This window comes from Rhizobium sp. YTUHZ044, assembly GCF_051123975.1.
In the GTDB taxonomy this organism is placed as follows: Bacteria; Pseudomonadota; Alphaproteobacteria; order Rhizobiales; family Rhizobiaceae; genus Rhizobium.
In genome coordinates, this window is the sequence record NZ_CP101427.1 from 203092 (window position 1) to 223825 (window position 20734).

At 61.8% G+C, this 20734-nt stretch carries 19 protein-coding genes and 1 pseudogene; 7 read left to right on the top strand and 13 right to left on the bottom strand.

All coding sequences use genetic code 11. From position 1 onward, the window contains the following. Window positions 1-25: 25 nt before the first annotated feature. Window positions 26-1879: an ABC transporter ATP-binding protein gene (locus tag NL154_RS23820; protein ID WP_434734337.1), complete on the bottom strand. Its 1854-nt coding sequence runs from the start codon at window positions 1877-1879 to the stop codon at window positions 26-28. A 432-nt stretch (window positions 1880-2311) separates the two neighbouring features. Then, on the bottom strand, window positions 2312-2632 hold the full coding sequence (locus tag NL154_RS23825; protein WP_221147071.1) for a hypothetical protein: 321 nt from the start codon (window positions 2630-2632) through the stop codon (window positions 2312-2314). A 260-nt stretch (window positions 2633-2892) separates the two neighbouring features. Between NL154_RS23825 and NL154_RS23830 the strand changes: the two genes are divergently transcribed. Further along, on the top strand, window positions 2893-3789 hold the full coding sequence (locus tag NL154_RS23830) for a universal stress protein (RefSeq protein WP_210632059.1): 897 nt from the start codon (window positions 2893-2895) through the stop codon (window positions 3787-3789). 169 nt (window positions 3790-3958) lie between these two features. Here the strand turns inward: NL154_RS23830 and NL154_RS23835 are convergent, their stop codons facing one another. From NL154_RS23835 to NL154_RS23845, 3 genes are all read right to left on the bottom strand, one after another. Further along, window positions 3959-4501 carry an MFS transporter gene (locus NL154_RS23835; RefSeq protein WP_434734338.1) on the bottom strand — a complete coding sequence of 181 codons (543 nt, stop codon included), beginning with the start codon at window positions 4499-4501 and terminating at the stop codon, window positions 3959-3961. Beyond that, a complete protein-coding gene (locus NL154_RS23840) occupies window positions 4458-5153 on the bottom strand; it encodes an MFS transporter (protein WP_259668915.1) in 696 nt (231 codons plus the stop codon). Before NL154_RS23840 ends, NL154_RS23835 begins: the two co-directional genes overlap by 44 nt. A 100-nt stretch (window positions 5154-5253) precedes the next feature. Beyond that, window positions 5254-5949 carry an NUDIX hydrolase gene (locus tag NL154_RS23845; RefSeq protein ID WP_210632060.1) on the bottom strand — a complete coding sequence of 232 codons (696 nt, stop codon included), beginning with the start codon at window positions 5947-5949 and terminating at the stop codon, window positions 5254-5256. Between the two features lie 128 nt (window positions 5950-6077). On the opposite strand from NL154_RS23845, the gene NL154_RS23850 reads away from it, so the two are divergent. Both NL154_RS23850 and NL154_RS23855 read left to right on the top strand, forming a co-directional pair. Then, the gene (locus NL154_RS23850) at window positions 6078-7112 is read left to right on the top strand and encodes an SPFH domain-containing protein (RefSeq protein WP_434734339.1); all 1035 of its coding nucleotides are present in this window, start codon (window positions 6078-6080) and stop codon (window positions 7110-7112) included. Then, the gene (locus tag NL154_RS23855) at window positions 7099-8037 is read left to right on the top strand and encodes a sugar kinase (protein WP_434734340.1); all 939 of its coding nucleotides are present in this window, start codon (window positions 7099-7101) and stop codon (window positions 8035-8037) included. Before NL154_RS23850 ends, NL154_RS23855 begins: the two co-directional genes overlap by 14 nt. Window positions 8038-8074: 37 nt before the next feature. On the opposite strand, the pseudogene NL154_RS23860 reads toward NL154_RS23855, so the two are convergent. From NL154_RS23860 to NL154_RS23870, 3 genes and pseudogenes are all read right to left on the bottom strand, one after another. Then, window positions 8075-8691 (bottom strand): annotated as a pseudogene (locus tag NL154_RS23860) (AAA family ATPase). A 406-nt stretch (window positions 8692-9097) separates the two neighbouring features. Continuing rightward, the gene (locus tag NL154_RS23865; protein ID WP_210632064.1) at window positions 9098-9529 is read right to left on the bottom strand and encodes a GFA family protein; all 432 of its coding nucleotides are present in this window, start codon (window positions 9527-9529) and stop codon (window positions 9098-9100) included. A gap of 669 nt (window positions 9530-10198) precedes the next feature. Continuing rightward, a complete protein-coding gene (locus NL154_RS23870) occupies window positions 10199-10537 on the bottom strand; it encodes a hypothetical protein (protein ID WP_434734341.1) in 339 nt (112 codons plus the stop codon). Window positions 10538-11143: 606 nt separating this feature from the next. Between NL154_RS23870 and NL154_RS23875 the strand changes: the two genes are divergently transcribed. From NL154_RS23875 to NL154_RS23885, 3 genes are all read left to right on the top strand, one after another. Then, on the top strand, window positions 11144-11806 hold the full coding sequence (locus NL154_RS23875; RefSeq protein WP_434734342.1) for a hypothetical protein: 663 nt from the start codon (window positions 11144-11146) through the stop codon (window positions 11804-11806). A gap of 434 nt (window positions 11807-12240) precedes the next feature. Continuing rightward, complete coding sequence (locus tag NL154_RS23880) at window positions 12241-13320, top strand: YihY/virulence factor BrkB family protein (RefSeq protein ID WP_210632066.1); 1080 nt, start codon at window positions 12241-12243, stop codon at window positions 13318-13320. Window positions 13321-13456: 136 nt separating this feature from the next. Beyond that, window positions 13457-14740 (top strand): cystathionine gamma-synthase family protein, encoded by a 1284-nt coding sequence (locus NL154_RS23885; protein ID WP_221147080.1) that lies wholly within the window; start codon window positions 13457-13459, stop codon window positions 14738-14740. A 47-nt stretch (window positions 14741-14787) separates the two neighbouring features. Here the strand turns inward: NL154_RS23885 and NL154_RS23890 are convergent, their stop codons facing one another. From NL154_RS23890 to NL154_RS23900, 3 genes are all read right to left on the bottom strand, one after another. Further along, window positions 14788-15201, bottom strand: coding sequence for a cupin domain-containing protein (locus tag NL154_RS23890; protein ID WP_434734343.1), 414 nt, complete (start codon window positions 15199-15201; stop codon window positions 14788-14790). A 50-nt stretch (window positions 15202-15251) separates the two neighbouring features. Further along, on the bottom strand, window positions 15252-16016 hold the full coding sequence (locus NL154_RS23895; protein WP_210632069.1) for an SDR family oxidoreductase: 765 nt from the start codon (window positions 16014-16016) through the stop codon (window positions 15252-15254). A gap of 442 nt (window positions 16017-16458) precedes the next feature. Continuing rightward, entirely contained in the window at window positions 16459-16920 is a 462-nt protein-coding gene (locus tag NL154_RS23900) for a cupin domain-containing protein (protein ID WP_434734344.1), read from the bottom strand. A 110-nt stretch (window positions 16921-17030) separates the two neighbouring features. On the opposite strand from NL154_RS23900, the gene NL154_RS23905 reads away from it, so the two are divergent. After that, the gene (locus tag NL154_RS23905) at window positions 17031-17978 is read left to right on the top strand and encodes a LysR family transcriptional regulator (protein WP_221147082.1); all 948 of its coding nucleotides are present in this window, start codon (window positions 17031-17033) and stop codon (window positions 17976-17978) included. A 59-nt stretch (window positions 17979-18037) separates the two neighbouring features. On the opposite strand, the gene NL154_RS23910 is transcribed toward NL154_RS23905, so the two are convergent. Together NL154_RS23910 and NL154_RS23915 are read right to left on the bottom strand one after the other, a co-directional pair. Next, window positions 18038-19237 (bottom strand): thiolase family protein, encoded by a 1200-nt coding sequence (locus tag NL154_RS23910; protein ID WP_434734345.1) that lies wholly within the window; start codon window positions 19235-19237, stop codon window positions 18038-18040. Then, window positions 19215-20732, bottom strand: a complete 1518-nt coding sequence (locus tag NL154_RS23915) for a class I adenylate-forming enzyme family protein (protein ID WP_221147086.1) — start codon at window positions 20730-20732, stop codon at window positions 19215-19217. The genes NL154_RS23910 and NL154_RS23915 overlap by 23 nt, the downstream gene beginning before the upstream one ends. Window positions 20733-20734: the final 2 nt, after the last annotated feature.

The following is a 20734-nucleotide window of genomic DNA, read 5'->3' on the forward strand; positions in this document are numbered from 1 at the left end:
AAGCGATGACAACTCCCTGCCCCTCTCAATCGATCTCCTCAGGGATGAAGCCGCCGGTCTGGCGTTTCCACAGCCGGGCGAACAACCCGTCCCGTTCGACCAGCTCTTCCGGCCGGCCTTCTTCGACGATGCGTCCGTGATCAAGGACGACGATGCGGTCCATCCTGGCGATCGTCGAGAGGCGGTGGGCGATGGCGATCACCGTCTTTCCCTCCATGACGAGGTTCAGCCTTTCCTGGATGGCAGCTTCGGATTCGCTGTCGAGCGCCGACGTCGCCTCGTCGAGAACCAGGATCGGCGCGTCCTTCAACAGCACGCGAGCGATGGCGACGCGTTGGCGCTGGCCGCCGGACAATTTGATGCCGCGATCGCCGACGTAGGCGTCATAACCCTTGCGACCTTCGCTGTCTGTGAGATCGGCGATGAAGGCATCGGCGCTTGCCATCTCCGTCACCCTTTCGATCTCTTCCTGCGTCGCCCCCGGCCGACCGTAGCGGATATTGTCGCCGACGGAACGGTGCAGCAGCGCAACATCCTGGGCGATGACGCCGATCGCGCGGCGAAGGCTTGCCTGCGTCACCGCGCGGATATCCTGCCCGTCGATCAGGATCGCGCCGCCCTTGATGTCGTAAAAGCGCAGGAGCAGGTTTGCGAGCGTCGTCTTGCCGGCGCCGGAGAGGCCGACCAGACCGACCTTCTCGCCGGGCCGGACCGTTAGCGAGAGGTTGTCGATCACGGGTTTGCCGGACTTATAGGCGAAACGCACTTTCTCGAAACGGATCTCCCCCTGCTGCACCGTGAGATCGGCCGCATCCGTCCGGTCGGTGATGGCGGGCGGCGTCGTCATGACGGGCATGGCGTCCTTGATCGTGCCGATCGCCTGGAAGATCTGCTGGCCCATCTGCATGAAGACGAAGATCTGCGAGGACAGCCGGTTGAGGATATAGACCGCGCCGACGAACTCGCCGACCGTGAGAAAGCCTTTGACGAGACCGGAAAATCCGATCGCCAGCATGGTCAGCCACAAGATTGTATTGAGGATGACGACGGTCACTTCCGACGAGCGGTAGATGCGCTGCTCGGCGTGCTGCGTCTGCACGGCCTTTCCGATGATGCGGCGGATTGCGCCCGCCTCGCTGTCTTCGGCAGCAAACTGCTTGATCATCTGCATGTTGGTGTAGAGATCAGTGATGGCGCCGGCGACCAGGCTGCGCTGCTTGGCGGTGCGGCGCGAGCGCTCGACGAAGATCGGCACGATCCTCGCGGTGAAGGCGACGTTGAGCGTGATCCAGACGACGACGGGCAAAGCAAGCTGCCAGGCGAGCGCGCTCAGCAAAATCACTGAGCCCACCAGCTGCATCAGGAAGCGCGGAATGGATTGGAAGCCGGCGAGGATCTGCTGCTGGACGGCGGAGGAGACCTGCTGCAGCCGCGAGGAAACCTGGCCGGCATAGAGATCATGGAAGAAGGCAAGATCCTGCCGCTCGACGGCCTTATGACCCTGCCACTGGATGGCGGCCGGCATGGCGATGCCCAATGTATGCGAGTTCAGCGTATTGAGCACGAAAGACACGATCGGCATCACCGGAAAGATCAGAAAACCGAGAACGGTCAGTAGCAGCCATTCGCTGCGCAGGAAGACGGCAGCGCCCTGCTCAGTCACGCCGTCAACGATGACCGAGAGCCCCCAGACGATCGTCAGGTTGATCACCTCGAACACCATGGAGCAAAGCGCCAGCGCAATCAGCACACCGCGGAACATCGAGATGAAATGCAGGAGCACGGTGACCGGCCCCTTCGACGGCAGCGGTCGGTAGGGAATGTCGAGCGGCCGGATCAGGGTTTCGAAGGGACGATAGATCGCATCTGAAATCGACATGGGCCGCTCGGTCGAATGTTGAAATAAGGGCGAGGGACTCAATGCTACGCAGCCGGAGGATAGGATCACCTTGCGGCTGCAATCTCAACTAGAATTTTGGTGATTGTTCGCGGGCGGGAGGCTAACGAAAAATAGGGCTGGAGGGTGCGCGGATCGCGCGGAAATAGGTTAGCTTCTTATATCATTCTCAACGCCCTTCTCGGATGCGGCGTCTCTGCCTGGATGGCGCGGGCGCCCTCCGGCTTCCCATCGTGACGCGTGCAGGCCGGAGGGGGAGGAGCCTCGAAGGACGCCTTCCAACGCTGCTCCTTGCATTCATCGGAAGTCGGCGCACCCGCCTCGTCTGTCGAGGCCCCTCGGGACACCTCAGTATGAGGCTCTCTTGAAAGCCGAACCCCGCCGAAGCGGGGTTCTTGGTGCGTGGCAGGCCGGTCAGTTGTTATGCGCCGCGCAAGCTTCGTCCATCGGAGTGGCGTTGCTCGTGCCGCCCTGCGTCTGGAGGTTGGCGGAGTTGTTGACCGGGTTCGGGCACTTGGTCTTGTCCATTTTCATCGTGCCGCCGGTCGTCGAGCCGGTCGTGGTGGTATCCGTGGCCATCGGCTTCTTGGCTTTCATGTCGCTGCTTGCGCCACCGCCTTGATCGGCCTGGTTCTTGTCGATCGTGGCGCCGGCCGGAGCCGGATTGGACTGGGCGAAGGCTGATGTCGCCATGCCGAGTGCGAGAAGCGAGGCTGCTACGAGTTTCATACGCATCCTGATATCCTCCTTGGGATGTTGCGTGACTGGCCCATCCACAACCTCGCCAGGACATCATTGTTCCGCAGCTGCTGATGACAAATTGCGCCGCACCCCCCGACGCTCCATCAACACCCGCCATGATGGCTTTTCATCGCCGGCATTAGCCCTCCGATCTGTTCAAGCCTTTGGCGTGTTGCGGGCCACCAGGCGCGGGCGTATTATGATTTTAGGATTGGACCAGGAGCGATGAGTGATCATCGCGCACGGAGGTCCTGATGAATACGTCACCTTCAAACGGTCGCGACGCAAAAACGTTGCCACCCGCGGTGATCTCGGCCCTGCGGGTCCACGAGTTGACCGCCCACGCGGATGTCATCGCCTTGCTGCCCGACCCGGCGAGTGCTCGCATCTGCCTCGATATCGCGGAAGACGCCGCTCGAGCCATCAATGGCAGCATGGCGGCCGCCCATGTCGGTGCAGATCCGGAACGGATGATCGCCGCACCCGAAGAAATCGACTTGCAGATGCTGCGCGACATGGACGAGGGTTCGCCACAACAACGCCTTGAGCGGGTGATAAGCGTCTTCGAGAGCTGGAAGAAAGTCAATCCGGGCCGAAGCGACCTGCTGCTTGATGATTGTCGCGGTGATCTCGGTCGCTGCGTCACATCCGAATGCCACGAGAGTGCACTGGTGGTCACGCCGTACCACGGCAACATGGATGCCCGCGATGCATTCCACGACCTGCTTTTCAACGAACGCAAGCTCGTGCTCGTGCCGCCTGCAGGCTGCTATTCCGGCCATCTCCTCCAGCGTGTCGTGATCGGTTGGAAACCGCACGATCATGCACGAGCGGCCGTCGTTGCCGCAAGGCGCTGGCTGGCGGTGGCGGAGCACGTCACCGTTTTGTGCGTCAACGACAAGCCCGACGGCAGCTATCAGTTTACCGCCAGGGAACTGATTGCGCAGCTCGGCTTGAAAGGCGACATCGTCGCGATCCGCTCGGAGGGTCGTCCGGTTGCCGAGGCCATTCTAGATTTCGCGGGTTCCGTTGGCGCAACCTGCCTGCTGATCGGCGCTTTCAAGCATAGCTATTTCCTCGAACTGCTTCTCGGCCGCGTCACTCGCTACCTGCTGTCGCACGCGAGACTTCCCTTGATGATGAAGCATTAGAGAGGTGCGATTTTCGTTCGCGCCGTCGATGGCGATTTTCGCGCGTGCCTTTCCAAGGAACCGCAGCGAACACTCCCCCGCTGCTCTGTGCCCCGATGATTCAGAGCCGCGAAGTGCTTATGCTTAGCGACGGTCGCGAAGCTGCGCAGGTTCAGAATCTCGCATGGGGCTATTCCGACCGGTTTGACTGCGTCTCCCGACGCACTTCCCTTCGAGCCAGGAAAAAGATCGGAAGGGATGCAAGCTGCGCCGTTGCGACGAACGCGGCAAGCGCAGGCGTCGAGCGATCATAGAGCAATCCCGTTGCGACGCTGCCCAGCAGCCAACCTCCACCATAGGCCGAATAGAACATGCCGAACCCCAGACCCCGACGCCCTTCCGGGAGCAGCCCGGCGATGATTGCCTTCATCAGCGTGTCCTGCACCGCGTAACCGATGCCCCACAATGGCATTGCGATGACAGCCATCGCGAAGCCGCCCTGGAGTAGAAGCGGCGCGAAGCAAGCAGACAGCACGATCCCCACAGTGAGCGCCACCTTATCCGACCAGTCGTAGAGCCTGCCGAGGATCAGGTTGGCCGCCACCCCTGATCCGGTGGAGAAGGCAAGCAACACCGGGATCCATTCAGATGGGACGGTCCGAGTGCGCTCCAGATGGTATGCTCCGAGCTCATAACTGAGCAACCCGGCGGCAAAGAGCGCGCCGGCGCCCATGTAGAGCCAGTAAAGGCAGGCCTAGCGTTTTCGCCGTGGCGGTGCGGCCCTGCTCCAATCGCTCGGGAACGGGGAACGTCAGCCGCGCAGCGATGAGTGCCATGATTGCAAGCACAACAGAAATGGTTAGCAGGGCGTAGGCGGTTCGATAGTCGCCACGCAGGAACAAAATGAGAGCGGCAATCAATGGCCCCAGCGTCGCCCCCGCCTCGTCGAGGGCGGTATTGAGGCCGAAGGCCCAGCCTCGCCCGAGTTCGCCGGTGGTATAGGAGATCATTGTCTCGACCGTCGGCTTGCGCATGGCACGGCCAACCCGTTCGGCAATGATCAGGGCCCCCGCAAGCTCCCAACTCCCCGCCAGTGACATTGCGGGCACGGCGCAGAGATTGATCGCGTAGCCGGCAAAGGTAATCGCCCAATAGGCGCGGCTCCGGTCGGCGATCCAGCCGGCGACGGGCCGCAGCGCATATCCAAGGAATTCCCCTATGCCGGCAATGACGCTGATCGCAGCGGCACTCGCCCCCAGCATCGCAAGGAACTGGCCGTTGATCGCCGCGCCACCTTCATAGGTGAGGTCGCCGAAAAGATTGACGACTCCCATGATCAGCACGAAGCGGAGGGCGGACGAACCGCCACTATCGAGCCCTCTCATATGCGACTCCTTCTACCGCATCTATTACGCGGACGTTGCTCGCCTCTTCGACCGGCAGACGCAGCAGCGTCTCAACGCCTGATCCCTCAGGATGCAGAGATCAAATTCTGCGGTCGAAGAGCACCAGCGACCGGATGTCCTTCAAGCGGAACACCTGGGCGGGCCGATTGCTTGCCCGGCGCATCTCGCCTTCGACCGGCTCCAGGAAATCGGCTTCCGCCATGCGCTTTCGAAAAGCCGATTTGTCGAGCTTGCGGCCGAGAAGGCTCTCATAGACCGATTGCAGTTCGCTCAATGTGAAATGGGCCGGCAGCAGATGGCCGGGCAGGTTTGTATATTCGACCTTGCTCCGGATACGGCCGAGCGCCTCCTTGAGCAGGGACGCGTGGTCGAAAGCAATGGGAAAACCGACGCCCTCGCCCTCGACCGGCCGCCATTCTGCCTCCTCGGCCATGGCGTTCCGCCGTTCCGCGACATCATCGGCCGAAAGCAGCGCGATATAGACGATGCTGATGCTCCAGCCTCTCGGGTCCCTGCCGGCGCTGCCAGTCGTTTGCAGCTGTTCGAGATAGGGTGTTTCGACGCCGGTCTTTTCCTTCAGCACCCGCCGCGCCGCAGCCTCCAGATCCGCATCCTCGTCAATATGGATCCAGCCGCCGGGCAAGGCCCATTCGCCGGAAAAGGGCGCGGCCGCCCGCCGGACGAGAAGCACGGCGAGCCCTTCCGACGACAGCGAAAAGATCGCGAGATCGACGGTCGCGATCGGTTTGAAGGCGTCGTTGTCGTGTGTGGTCATGGTGGGAAGATAGCACGCCTACGCCTTAGTGTAAATCTTCAACTAAGTTAGTTGACATTTGTCACTAAGCCGTGTTTTCTCCTTTTCGACACGAGCGCGGGGCTCGCGCCGGTAACAGGGAAACGGACATGTTCGGACTGCGCTTCATCAAGACGGAACCCACACAATACGTCATTCAATATCAGAACGGCAAAGCCGTGCGCGAGGGTGCCGGCCTTGCCTTCTGGCATTTTTCGCCTTCGAGTTCCCTCGTGCTGGTGCCGACGGCGAGCGTCAACGATCCTTTCATTTTTCCCCTGGTGACATCGGACTTCCAGGAAGTGACGGTGCAGGGCCAGATCACCTACCGTATTGCCGAGCCGCGGCGTACGGCGGCACTTTTGAATTTCACGCTCGACCGCAAAGGCCACTATGTTTCGGAAGATCCGCAGAAGCTTTCGACCCGCGTGATCGACCGCGTCCAGGTGGCGATGCGAGCCGAGGTTCAGACGCTGTCGCTGAAGGAGGTTCTTGCTTCGGGCGAGGCGCTCGTCGCCGGCGTGGCGGATGCGCTCAAGGTGCATCCGACGGTCGAAGCGCTCGGCCTCGAAATCCTCGGCCTGTCGCTGCTCGCCGTCATGCCGAAGCCTGAAACCGCCAAGGCGCTGGAAGCGCATGCCCGCGAAGCGCTGCTGCGCCAGGCCGACGAAGCCATCTATAGTAGGCGCAACGCCGCGATCGAGCAGGAGCGGATGATCAAGGAAAACGAGATCGCCACCGAGATCACCCTGGAGAACAAGAGGCGCCAAGTGCGCGAGGCCCAGATGGAGGCCGAACGCGCCGTGCAGGAGCGGCAGCTGCAGATCCGCCGGGAAGAAATGGCCGGCAAGATCGCGCTCGAAGAGCAGAACCGCGACCTGGTGACGCTGGCCGCGACCAATGCGCGGGCCGAGGCCGACGCCCAGGCCTATGCGCTGACGGCGATGATGAAATCCTTCGAGCAAGCTGATCCGAAAGTGCTGCAGGCGCTCGCCTCGGTCCGCATGCAGCCGGGCCAGCTCATGGCGCTCGCCTTCCGCGACCTTGCCGACAATGCGACGAAGATCGGCCAGCTGAATGTCTCGCCCGATCTTCTCAGGGAGATCTTGCAGCCGCAGGAGGGCAAGGACCGTGCCGGCCTCTGACGAACGCAAGATCATCCTGGTCGTCAGGCCGACCCGGCTCGACGAACTCATCGCCCGCTACAACACGGTGCAGCAGGCGCAGTTCTATGTCGAACATCTCGGCGCCGACTTCAGCGACTATCTCGCCGAGAAGAAGCGCTACGAAACTGCTATATCAGAGGTGGAAGCAAGCCTGCGCGCCGTCGCCCGCGTCCAGCGTCTCGACCGCCGCTACCTCGCGAGCTTCGTCTTCGGCCCCGACGATGTCGTCGTCGTGCTCGGCCAGGACGGCCTCGTCGCCAACACGCTCAAATATCTCGACGGCCAGCCGGTCCTCGGCGTCAACCCCGATCCCAAGCGCTGGGACGGTCTGCTGCTGCCCTTCAACCCGAAGAGCCTTCCGAAAGTGATCGGCGAGGCGCTGAAAGACAAGCGGCCGATCAAACATGTCAGCATGGCCAAGGCTACGCTCAACACCGGCGCCGTCGTCCACGCGGTCAACGACCTCTTCATCGGCCCGAAAAGCCATGTCTCGGCGCGCTATATCCTGCAGGCCGAAGAGCGCGAAGAACGCCAGTCCTCGAGCGGCATCATTGTCTCGACCGGCATGGGCTCGACCGGCTGGCTGAAGAGCCTCTATTCCGGCTGGCTCGGAGCCGCGAGCGCACTCGGCCTCGAACCCGCCGACCGAGAGATCGACATGTCCTTCGCCTGGGATGCGGACTATCTGCGCTACTTCGTGCGCGAACCCTTCCCGAGCCGCACCACCGGCACCACCATCGTCGCCGGTCTCGTCTCTAAGGACCAGCCGCTCACCATCGTCTCCGAAATGCCGGAACACGGCGTGATTTTCAGCGACGGCATCGAGGCGGATTTTCTGGAGTTCAACGCCGGAACGCGGGCGGAGGTGACGCTGGCCGAGCGACAGGGGATGCTGGTGGTATGAGGGACGGGCTTGCGCTCCGAACGATCCGGGGGGCGAGCTATCTGGCATATGCAGATATTTTGTCGGAGGCTGGGTTCCAACCCGTCGTCTGCGCGATACTCAAGACATGATTGTGAATGGCTGCTGCGCTCGCTTCCGCCGTCTTTGAGGTGACATCCAAAGTCAGCGTGAACGGGTGCTGAGGGTCGAGGACCTGGGCTCGTCTGCTTCTCTCTCTCTGGCAACCTGCACGTCAATCGACTTCAACCGCTCGCGACGCGCCGGTGTGGCAACGCGCCGCGCCAACTCTTCCTCGTCGCAGAGCAATCTCACAGGCACCAGCAGCGCTTCGCGTTGTTGCGCCGCGCCGGCAATCTGCTGAAAGGTGCGATTGCTACGCTCATCACCTTCTATGCCGGCATGTGTGAAAATGAAATTCGCCGTGGGAGGGCCATAGGCGACGATCGCATCCAGGACGGCTTGCCGGACCCTTCCGGTATATTCCCATATTCCATTCGGGAGGGGCGTCGCTCCATCGTCATCGAGCAGCCGCAGTATCGGGTTGTTGAACCAATGATTATCAATGACCTTCGCATCCAGCAGCGGGCTTAACTCTCTCGCAATCGTCAGCTTTCCGACGCCAGGAAAGCCCAAGAGGAGAATGAATACGCTCATAGCGACGTTAGCTCCACTAACTCTCGAGCCCGGCATAGTGGGACAATAGTCAGCCTGCGCGGTTTTACGAACCATCGGCGCAACATTTGCGCCCCTGATGCCGAAAGCGTCAAGGCGCTGTTGGCGGCCACAGTGCCTTGTCGATAGAAATAAGGTATTGTTTTCGTTTGGATGGATCCGGTTGCGGAAACAATATCGCCATTCGCTTCCGTCACTTATCGTGGGTGTCGATAATGAGCGATGCTGGATTGCCCGTTACAAGTGCGAAGATGATGCTTGAATTGTTCCTTTCGCCATCAGCTAGCGTGGCGCCCATAGCTGACGCGACTGCGCGTGGGTGCTTCTTCCGCTCTGTCCTGGGAAGCGCCTCGACCGCGTCTCCGGGTTGATTTGCTCACCTGCCGGACTATTCGTTACCGGCCGCGGCCGCTAGCGAAGCCAGTCCGCGTTGCGCATGCTTCATCCCATCCGGCAGTTGAAACCAATCATGTCTCGATTCCTCGTAGACGGAAACCAGGGGCGGCGGAAATGCCGGGTCTGCGAAGGCACCGACGGCGACGACGCAGAGTTCCGGGTTGAAATCGCCTTCCCAGTAGAGAGACGTGCCGCAGTTCGGGCAGAAATGAAATCGAACCTTGCGCCCCTGCGCGGCGTCACGCTCGAAGACCTTCCGCTCTCCTTCGACCGTTACCTCTGTCTTCGTGAAGATCGCACCGCTGCTCGCCACGGCGCCGGTTCTGCGCTGGCAATCGCGACAGTGGCAGACGCTCACCATGAGCGGATCGCCTGATGTCTTTGCGCGGAGTGACCCGCAATGGCATTGCGCAAGTCTATTCATCTGTCACCTCGGTTGTTCCTGTTGATCTCGTTCGGTGTTTCTGGTGAGAAGAGTTGGAAGATATCGCACCGGCACTCGAGATGCGTCTGAAGAGCATGGGTGCACCGTGCGCCGGGTAACGACAAGGATGAGGCTCTCTTGGGGGCGGCGTGCCGTGTGGCATCCCCTCTGTCCTGCCGGTCAGCTCCCCCACAAGGGTGGAGATTGGCAGGTGGTCTGAACGTCGCTCCCTCTCAGGCGGCAGCGACCATCACACTACTTTAGTTGTTTGGGGAAGCCGTCACGCCCAGCCGATCTCCACCATTTGGGGAGATGGCCGGCAGGCCAGAGGGGTGCCCCACGGCATGCCCATCCACTCTCATCCCGAAATGCGCACCCCATCGCACGACCCCACTATACAGCAACGGCAACGTACAAGGGCGGTGGAGGATGTCGCGGCTTGGAGGTATCGGCATGGCTGGAATGTCCGTTGGCGAGCGCCGCAGCCGACGAGAGGGGTTGGAAGATCGCGCCCGAGGGCCTCAAAGGACGCGGCGAGTGTTCGGTGTCAAAGTGAAAGAAGCCCGGCGCGGGAGAGAGGGCGCCGGGCTTCGATAGTGACCGACAGCATGGGAGGAGGAGTGCTGTCTATCGGGCCGAAGCAGCTAGGAGGGGCAGCGCTTCGGCTCGTCACGAGGTAGTGCCGCAATGCGGCGAATTCAAGCCAAGGGCTGCGTCAATATCGTACAGATGATGTTGCAGGCACGGCGCCGTGTCGGGCTTGGGCACGGCGTTGTCCGCGGACAACGTGCCGAGGTGCCTGCCTAGATTCAATAGCACCGCACGAACGAGGCTCGCCATGTGGCCTGGGATCATCAGCCGATTAAACGAGCCTATCCGCTTCGGCTCGCGAGCTGCTGATTTCAATTTGCGTCGCTCCGGCGGCTTCGAGAATTGCAGGATCTCCCAAAAGGCATTGGGAGGAGCGGTGCCAAAATCGATGTTGGTGCAGTCTGGCTGAAGCAGCATCGAATGGATCGCGGCGGATACGTCCGCGGCCGGGGCTGCCGTTCATCCCCTCAACCACAATCGAAACCATCTGGAGAGATCGTCATACGGCAGTTGTTCAAGGTTATGCCGGATCAAGACACCGTCCCCCATCAAGTGCTCGATCAGGAAAGACGAATTGCCGAATGTGGCTCTGACGGCGTCAAAGGACATGGCTTGCTCTCCTCGCTCAGCTGCAACTTTATCTCGGTTACTCCCTGAACACAGTTCGCCAGTTGTTTTTGAGTGAAGTTGCGAAATTGAGCGCGTATGCGAGAGACGAGGGCAGCAAGATCCATGCAGCGAAACTGCCGGAATGCCGGCTTGATGGCAAGTGTGTCCTTTATCCGAAACAGAGCCTTTGCTCGCCATCGGCATGACTCGGCACGATCCAGCTGATCTCGAAGCGATTGCTCCGTTGTCCGCGGACAACGGCCGACTGGGCGACTATCCCAATTGGTGAGGCAATGGGCAGTTGGCGTGGGTGACTTGCCTCACTGTCGATCCCATATCCTGAGCAAGAAGCGTCCGCAGGTTAAGGTCTCAACCTGGAAGCCCATTCGAACCTGCTGCCGGGTTGAAGGGCGAGTGGAGTTTCTCGACGACCATGTTCACCAAGGTCGAAGCGTAATTGGCAGACTTCGGCCAGGGACATTGGATCGCCATATGCTGAACCCATCCATCAGGTTCTCGCCTGCGAATATCGCCGCTCTGAAGAAGGCTCTGCGGAGCCAGTATCCTCACATCAAGTCGTCGCACCTCAATGAGGCGATCGCCGCATCGTTCGGGTTCAAATCCTATGCCGCCATGCATCCGGCGCTGTATCAGCTCGTCGCCTATGCCGGGCTGGTCGCCGAGAGCGATCATCTGCTGCTTCTGCTTCGTTTGGAGGAGCTTGGGTATCGAAACATCGCCCCGGAGCCGTTGCGTCGTCTCGTCTGGAATATCGAATTTCCCGATGACCGGTACGACAGCAAAACCGGACATGTTGTCCAGCGCGCAGGAGGCCGACGGCGGCCAATGCGGGGTAGCTCGCGCATCGATCGCCAAGCCGCCGACCGTCCGTTGGGCGGCAGAGACGTCGTTGGCGGCCTTGGCGCCTTGCTTCCCTCATGTCGTTATCTCGGAACGGCTGCACATTTCCGGGCGATACGCATTGGAGGCGGCCAAGGGGACGCCGGGGAAATTGCGGATGCTTCAATGACTGGCGTCCAAAGCAAGCACTGTGAAGCCAATCTTTTCCCGCGATAGAGGTCGCGGCTATTGCTGCCGGTTGCCGCTGGCGCTATTGTTTATGGGGCATTGTCGTGCAGCGTCTCTACGCTGCGGATTGCCGGTCGCAGCTGCCTGGCAGGCGCCGGATTTAAACGGTGGCAGGCGGAATTCAGGTCTGCGGCGTGTCAATTCGCCGTCCCCAAGGTCTTAAAATCGCCGCTACTGGGCGCGCGCGAAATCATCTGTACCGCACTAACGAAACTAAACTCGCGATTCGCTTCCGTAGTGGAGCGCGGTTCCAATAAGATCAGTGGCTTGTAGGTCGCGAGGCTGGCGCCGGATCTTCGCTCAAGCGCGCCATTGGCCGCCGCGATCCCCCTCCCCCGCCCCGGGTTTCCGCAGGAAAGCATCAGCTTGCATCCTTTAGCGGCACCCGGCGTTATCCCCGAAGCAAATCGGAGGATAGGGTAATGGCTGATGGGCTCCACCTCAAGAGATATCCGCTCGCTGCGGCGATGATGGTGGCTGCGGTCGGGGCGTTCGTGCTGGTTCAGACAAGGCAGCGCGGTTCGCTCACCCCGCCTGCGGCCGCCGGCTGGTCGGGTGATGATCATGGGCGCAGCGCGGCGACGCCGGAGGCTATTCCGATGAGCGGTCTTCGCGATGTGTTCTGGCGCCTCTTCCATGAGGTCCTTGACGACCGGGTCACCCTCATTGCCGCGGGCGTCACCTTCTATCTGCTCCTGGCCCTGTTTCCTGCTCTGGCGGCCTTGGTCTCGCTGTACGGCCTGATCGCCGATCCCGTCACCATCTCCGAACATCTGCGCGAACTGGCTGTCCTCCTGCCGCCCGGCGCCTTCGATCTGCTTGCCGATCAGATCAAGGCGCTGGTCGAAAACCGCGAGAGCACGCTCGGCATAACCTTTTTCGTCGGTCTCGGTATTGCGCTCTGGAGCACCCATAGTGGCACGCTGGCGATCTTCGACGCGATGAACGTCGCCTATGAGGAGAGGGAGAAACGCAGCCTCGTGCGGCTGAACCTGATCGGCCTCTGCTTCACGCTATGCGCGATGCTCTTCGCCGTAATCATGGTGGTGCTCGTCGGTGTAATGCCGGTCGTGCTCTCCTATCTCTGGCTCGATCAGTTCAAGGAGCAGATGGCGCTTCTCCTGAGATGGCCGCTGCTTCTCTCCGTCGTCGCCGTGGCCGTGACACTGGTCTATCGCTTCGGTCCGAGCCGCGAACCGGCGAGAATACGGTGGATGACCTGGGGCGCAGCCTTGACCGCCGCGGCCTGGGCCGCCATGTCGCTCGGCTTCTCCTTCTATCTCGAGCATTTCGCCAATTACAACGCGACCTACGGCACCCTCGGCGCACTGATCGGGTTCCTCATCTGGATCTGGCTTTCCGTCGTCATTCTCATCGTCGGCGCGGAGCTCAATGCCGAGCTGGAGCATCAGACGGCGCGGGACACGACGACGGGCCACCCGTTGCCGATGGGCGCGCGCGGCGCCTATGTCGCCGATACCCTGGGCGAGATCGTGAGCTGAGCGTCTGAGCATGAGGCGAAAAGCGTGAGCGGTTTTTCGGACGACATCATGCTCCCCTGTTAATAGAGCAGTCTCGATGACTGCTCCTCGAATTGATGTATCCTGTCCTTCGGCAGGTTCGACAGAGGAGACGATCATGACCGCCCCGCATCCTTCCAAAACCCATATCGGCAATCATGCGCTGCATCCCGAAACGCAGATGCTGAACTACGGCTACGATCCCGAGCTTTCGGAAGGGGCAGTCAAGCCGCCGGTGTTCCTGACCTCGACCTTCGTCTTCAACTCCGCCGAAGATGGCAAGGATTTCTTCGACTATGTCTCCGGCCGTCGCGAGCCGCCGGCAGGCAAGGGCGCCGGCCTCGTCTATTCGCGCTTCAATCATCCCAACAGCGAGATCGTCGAAGACAGGCTCGCCGTTTATGAGCGGACGGAAAGCGGCGCGCTATTTTCCTCGGGCATGGCGGCGATCGCCACCACGCTCTTCGCCTTCGTCCGGCCGGGCGATGCGATCCTGCATTCGCAGCCGCTCTATGGCGGCACGGAAACCTTGCTGGCGAAGACCTTCCTCAATTTCGGGGTCGCCGCGGTTGGCTTTGCCGATGGCGTCAGCGAGGCCTCGGTGCAGAAGGCGGCGGATGAGGCGGTCGGCAAGGGCCGCGTGTCCGTGATCCTGATCGAGACGCCGGCCAATCCGACAAACAGCCTCGTCGACGTCGCGATGATCCGGCGCGTGGCTGATGCGATCGGCGCAAGGCAGGGGCATGTGCCGGTCGTCGTCTGCGACAACACGCTGCTCGGGCCGGTCTTCCAGCGGCCGATCGAGCATGGCGCCGATATCTCTCTCTATTCGCTGACCAAATATGTCGGCGGCCATTCTGATCTGATTGCCGGCGCCGTCCTCGGGCGGAAGGCTGTCATCAAGCAGGTCAAGGCGCTGCGCGGGGCGATCGGCACGCAGCTCGATCCGCATTCCTGCTGGATGCTCGGCCGATCGCTGGAAACGCTGCAACTGCGCATGGAGCGGGCGAACAGCAATGCGCGCGCCGTCGCCGATTTCCTGCGTGATCACCCGAAGGTCGAGAAGGTCCACTATCTCCCCTACCACGATACAGACTCGCCTGCGGGCCGCACCTTCGCCGCCCAGTGCACCGGCGCCGGCTCGACCTTCTCCTTCGATATCCGCGGCGGCCAGCCGGCCTCTTTCAAATTCCTGAACGCGCTGCAGGTCTTCAAGCTCGCCGTCAGCCTCGGCGGCACCGAGTCGCTCGCGAGCCACCCCGCCGCCATGACGCATTCCGGCGTGCCCGCCGATGTCAGGGAGCGCATCGGCGTGCTGGAATCGACAATCCGGCTGTCGATCGGCATCGAGCATCCGGACGATCTGATCGCCGATCTGGAATTGGCGCTGCAGGCTGTTTGACACGGCGGCGCAACCGATGCCCGGCGGCGCCGGGCATCGGTTGCGCGTTATTTGTCGTCGGTCGTCAGTTCCGTCTCGTCGGTGTTGAGCACGAACACCGCAATCAGGCGCGCCGGCTTTGTCTTGTTGGCGTTCTTGCTGACGGCGTGGTGATCGCCGGGAAATTCGGGAAAGCTCTCGCCGGCCTTGTAGGTCTTCTCCGGCCCGTCATTCACCTTGCTGGTGATCGCCCCTTCGAGAACGGTGGCGTATATGAAGGCCGACTTCGGGTGCGTATGGCCGGGCGACTGGCCCCCCGGCTCATATTCCACCAGCACGGCCTTCATGCTCTTGCCGGGAACATTGGGCAGCTTCTGCTCAAAGACGACGGTCACCTTGGCTTTGCCGCCAGCGGCGTCAGCCCGAGTGCCGGCGGCAAGGACAAGCGCAATGGCCGCGGCCGAGATGATTTTCCTGAGCATGTCTGGTCTCCTCCGATGATGGGAATAGCTCGACAGGTGACGCTTCGCCGTCAGGCGCTCTTCTTCTGAAGCAACTGTTGGCTCAGCCAGTCGTCGAAGCGGATCTTGCCGAGCCGGGCATTCGGACCGGTGACGAGCGAAGTGTCGTCGAGTTCGACGCCGAAATAGCGGGCGTGCGGATCCGTCATCACCTGCCGCGGATCGTGCGTCGCCTTGAAGAGACGCGTCACGATATCGGTCAGGCGGATCTTCTCGGGCCCGCCGATCTCGATCGTGCCGTTGACCGGTGCAGCGAGCGCCACCTCCGCCATGACGTCGGCGACATCGTCCGAGGCGATCGGCTGCAGATAGGCCGGCGACAGATGCACGGTCTGGCCGACCGTGTTCGACTGGGCGATGCCGGCCATGAACTCATGAAACTGGGTGGAGTGGACGATGGTGTAGGGAATGCCGGAGCCCTTGATCAGCTGCTCCTGGGCCATCTTGGCGCGCATGTAACCGCTGCCCTGCAGCCGCTCCATGCCGACGATCGACAGCGCGATGTGATGCTTCACGCCGGCCGCAGCCCCCGCCTTCAGCAGGTTACGGCCCGAGGTCTGGAAGAATTCGAGCACGGCCTTGTCTTCGAAGGAAGGCGAGTTGGCGAGATCGAGCACCACCTGCGCCCCGGCAAGCGCTTCGGCGACGCCCTTGCCGGTGATCGTGTCTACGCCCGAATTCGGCGAGGCCGCCAAAACGTCATGTCCTTTCTTGCGCAATCTTTCCACGGTCTTCGAGCCGATGAGGCCAGTGCCGCCGATAACGACGATTTTCATGGTAATCTCCCTGGTCCTTTACGAGGAATGTCCTCTGTTGATTTTAAGATGAGCTGCAAACTGCCTCTTCAGTAGGGCAGGCGACTTGATCGGCATGAGAACAATCGCCGAGCGGATTCCCGGCGCGGCCGACCACAGCCGACGGCAGGAGAATGCGCCGGATCGGGGGCTCGAACCATTCTCTCTCGGTCGCTGCCGTCCTATGCCAAGGCAGTAGCGCACCTCACCTGTGGTCGAGGTGTCCCGTCGGAACAGACAAGGCTGGTTTCATCCGGTATCGGCCGGACGTGCCGTCGGTGCAGATAACCGAAACTGAGGAATGTCATCACGATCGCGCAAGCCGCCTTCGATTCCGTCGCGACGGAGACGAAGGCGCTCAAGCGCTGGGTTCGTACCAGGGGTCGGAGAGGCACTTTGCAATCGTTGATGAAGGGCGCCGTCGTCAGGACGCCCGGGTGGTGTCCCAATCCGGCGGCCCGCGAAATTCGATACCGTAGCGTCCCGCAAGCTGCAGCAACCGATCCATGTGTTCCGGTAGGCGCGGAGCCTGCACAGCGGCCTCGATGAAGAATTCTTCCAGCCCGCCCGGTGTCAGGACGGTGAGGTTGCGTCCCGGAGACGCGCTCGCCACCCGAAAAGTATGCGGCACGCCTCGAGGCAGGAAGATTGATCTGCTCGCGGCAACCGGGATGATCGCGCCGTTCAGCCAGAATTCATAGGCGCCCTCGATGACGTGGATCACCTCATCCTCATTGTGATGGATGTGGACGGGCGGCCCCCCGCCCGCCGGCACGGTGCTTTCGAAAACTCCGACAATTCCGCCGCTCTCAATCCTTCCCACATTGATGGTGTAGGCGGTGCCCAGCCAGGTTATGGTCCGACTGATGCGCCCAGCGACGTTCATCGCAATTTCCTTCCAAGGTTGAATGGAATAGAGTTTTATACTGCTGTCCAAAACTATCGCCGGAAGCGGCAGCGCGGAAATTGAATGATCGTATAAGGGATATTGAGCCCGTGAATTTCTCAGCCCTCGATCTCAATCTATTGCGTGTATTCGACGCCATGATGGCGGAGCTCTCGACGGTGCGAGCTGGCGAGCGTGTCGGCTTGTCCCAGCCGGCCGTGAGTTCGGCGTTGGGCAGACTGCGCGCCCTCTTGGACGACGAATTGTTCGTCCGGGAAGGCAATCAGATGATGCCGACAGCGCGGGCGCTTGAGCTGCGTGAACCGATAAGACAAGCATTGGCCGGCATGGAAGAGGCGTTGGCGACGAATGCTGCATTCGACCCTGCCACGTCTACCCGATCCTTCATGTTGATCGGATCGGACTATTTTTCCTCGCTGTTGATGCCGCCCCTCGCTGCGCGCGTCGCCAAAGCGGCGCCGTCCACCACCCTGCAGATGATCGATCATGCTTCATCCGAAGTCTTCGAGATGTTGCGTGACGGCCGAGCTGACATTGTTATTGATCGATCGCTCGAACCGCCTGAATGGGTTGTCAGCCGCAAGATGTTCCAATCATGGTTGGTATGCATTGCGAAGCGAGGACATCCGCTCCTTGCCAATCATGGCATTTGTCCAGGAGAAGTCATACCGGCGGACGTATTCTGCGCTGTTCCCCACGTTCTGCGCTCCGCCGATGGCAGCAAGACGGGGACGATTGATCCCGCCCTTGCACGCCTGGGCCTTGCCAGGCGTGTCATGGTCACGGTACCGCATTTCCAGGCGGTCGCTCTTACCGTCGAAGCGAGCGAAATGCTGGGGAGCATTCCGGTTCATTTCGCTCGCATGTTGACCGGCCGGCTGATGCTTGATGTGTTCATGCCTCCGGTGGATTCGCCGAAAATGGACGTGACCATGTATTGGCTTCGTCGTTTCGATCGCGATCCCGGCAGTGTGTGGCTCCGGGATCAGATCGCGCAGGCCCTCGCCGCGCCGGCGCCGCCTTGGTTTCCGATATGACCGAGCCAGATCAGAAGAGGATCGAAGCCGGCAGCGCACCTGCCTGAATGGCTGTCTTCTCAGAATAGCCTGACCGCCTCGAACAGCGCCGTCAGTCCTATGCCGCCGCCGATGCCGATCATGGCGAGACCGGTCGCGCCGAGCGACCAGTCATTCCCGCGCACCAGCTGACTATATAGCCGGCTAACAAGAATCGCGCCAGAGGCTCCGAACGGATGGCCGAGCGCCAGGGCGCCGCCATCCTTGTTGACCGCGTCGGCTGATATATCCAGCTGATCGAGTGAAGCCAGGACCTGCGCGGCGAAAGCCTCGTTGAATTCGATCGCATCGATCGTGGAAAGCGAGAAGCCGGGCTGGCGCTGCAGAAGCTTATCCGTCGAGGCGACCGGGCCGATGCCGAGCAGGTTGGGATCGACGCCGGCGGCGGCGCTGTCGATGAAGGCGAGGCCTTTTTCGATGCCCATGCTTTTCGCCATGCCGCGGCTCATGACGAGCACCAGGCAGGCGCCGTCATTCAGCGGGCAGGCATTGCCTGCCGTCACCGAACCGTCGGCCAGGAAGACGGGCTTCAGGTTTGCCAGTGCTTCAATCGACGTCGTGGGTCGCGGGCATTCGTCCCGTTCCACCAGCCCGTGGCCGGTGGCGATCTCTACGATCTCGGGCCGGAAGCGGCCCGCTTCGGCGGCTGCGACGGCGAGCCTGTGGCTGCGAAGGGCGAATTCATCCTGCCGCTGGCGCGATATGCCGAATTGGCACGCGACGTTTTCGGCGGCAATGCCCATTTCGGGATCACCGATCGCCTCGAGGGAGAAGCGTGCGCGGCCGTAAAAGCGCGGCAGGGCGCCATTGGCTTTCGGTCTTTCGACGCGCCATGGCGCGGTGCTGACGCTTTCGACGCCCCCGGCAAGGAAACACGAACCGGCCTTCGCCTGGATCAGCCGGGCGGCCAGGATGATCGCTTCCAGACCGGAACCGCATTGCCGGTCGATGGCGACACCGGGAACCTCCATGGGCAGGCCTGCGTTGAGCGCCGCCAGTCGGCCGATATTGCCGCCGCCGCCGGCGGCATTGCCGACCAGCACGTCGTCGATGGCGTCGGGCGCAACGCCCGTTTCTGCAAGGATGCGGCGGATGATGGGCGCAGCCAAGTCTTCGGCTGCAACCGTCGAAAGCGAGCCGAAGGCCCGGCCGATCGGCGTGCGGTAGGCGGCGACCACGACCGGCTGCCAATCCTCGTCAGGCTGATAGGCGTAGGACAAGACCATCTCCCGAAATCACCGATGCCTCTACCTGCCCGCGCGCGATCTTGCCGCTGCTCGTCATCGGCCAAGAGCCGATATGGTAGAACTGCTTGGGGACCTTGAACCTTGCAAGCCTGCCTGCGCAATGCTCGGCAAGCATTTTCGCATCCGTCGCCTCGCCCGAGACGATGGCGACGATCCTTTGGCCGTAATAGGCATCCGGCAACCCGAAGACGACGGCATCTTCGACGCCGGGGCAGGTTTTGAGCGCGCTCTCGACTTCGGCGGGATAGACGTTGTTGCCGCCCGATATCATCATGCCGCCCGCCCGGCCGATCACCCGCAGCATGCCGTTTTCATCGATCTCGCCGAGATCGCCGACGGTAGCACCCGCCGGCGTGACCCGGAACGCCTGGCCGTCGTCGCCCCAGAGATAGCCGTCGGCGATCAGGTCGCTGTTGACGAAGATGGTGCCGGGCACATCGGCGCCGACATCGTTTTCCCCAGAGTCGCGGATGGAAATTTCGACGCCGGGATAGGCTCGTCCGACCCGGTCGATCGGAAAATCGGGTACGCCGCCGACAAGTGTCGAGACCGTCATGAAGCCGATTTCGGATGCGCCGTAATATTCCCGGATGCGCGCCTTCGGAAAGAGGCGGCGCATGGATTCGACCTCGTTGAGATTGAGCTTGGCGCCGGCCGTCAGCACGTCACGCAAGGACGCCATCGGCTCACCCGCCCATGCCCGGGCGATGCCCGCTATATGGGTGGGCACGGCGACCAGACGTTCGATCCCGGAAGACAGAATCTGCGCGACCGCTCCGGCATCCCATTTCCCCACCGAATGGAAGGTCGCTCCGGCATCGAGCGCCTCGACCAGGGCATAAAGCGCGAGCCCGTGCGCGAGAGCTCCCGGGCACAGGGTCGAGGGCGCGTCCTGGAGTTCGAAAACGATCCGTCCCCGGTCGAGGCTCCGGCGCCACTGTTCGCGCGAGCGGTAATAGGCCTTCGGCTCGGCTGTCGTACCCGAGGTAAAACCGATCAGGAAGATGCCGTCGGCATCGGCTGGAAGGTCGTCTCCCGTCGATGTGAGATCGAAGGGCTCGGCTCCGGCGACGATGACGGGAATGCCGAGCCTGCGGCCGATCTCGGCGCTCGGGCTCGCAGCGTCGTCGACGACGAGCACGTCGGGCGCCAGGCGCTCGACGATACGCTCGATTCTGGCTTCCGGCATCACCGGATCGATGACGGCGCAGGCATTCGCCAGCGCGGTGGAGGCGACGAAATACTCGGCAAAGCCGATGTGATTGCCGAGGCTGACCGCTACAAGCTTCTCGACGCCGGGCAGATCGAATGAACGGCCGTTCGAGCGCGGAAGCGCTTGGAGGAACCGGTAGATCGCGCCGGCGCGGCCATAGAGTTCGCCATAGCTCAAGGCGCGGCCGTCGATCACGACCGCCGCCTTCTCCGGTTTCTCCGTGGCGTGTCGAATAAGCGCTCTATGGATCGGCATGG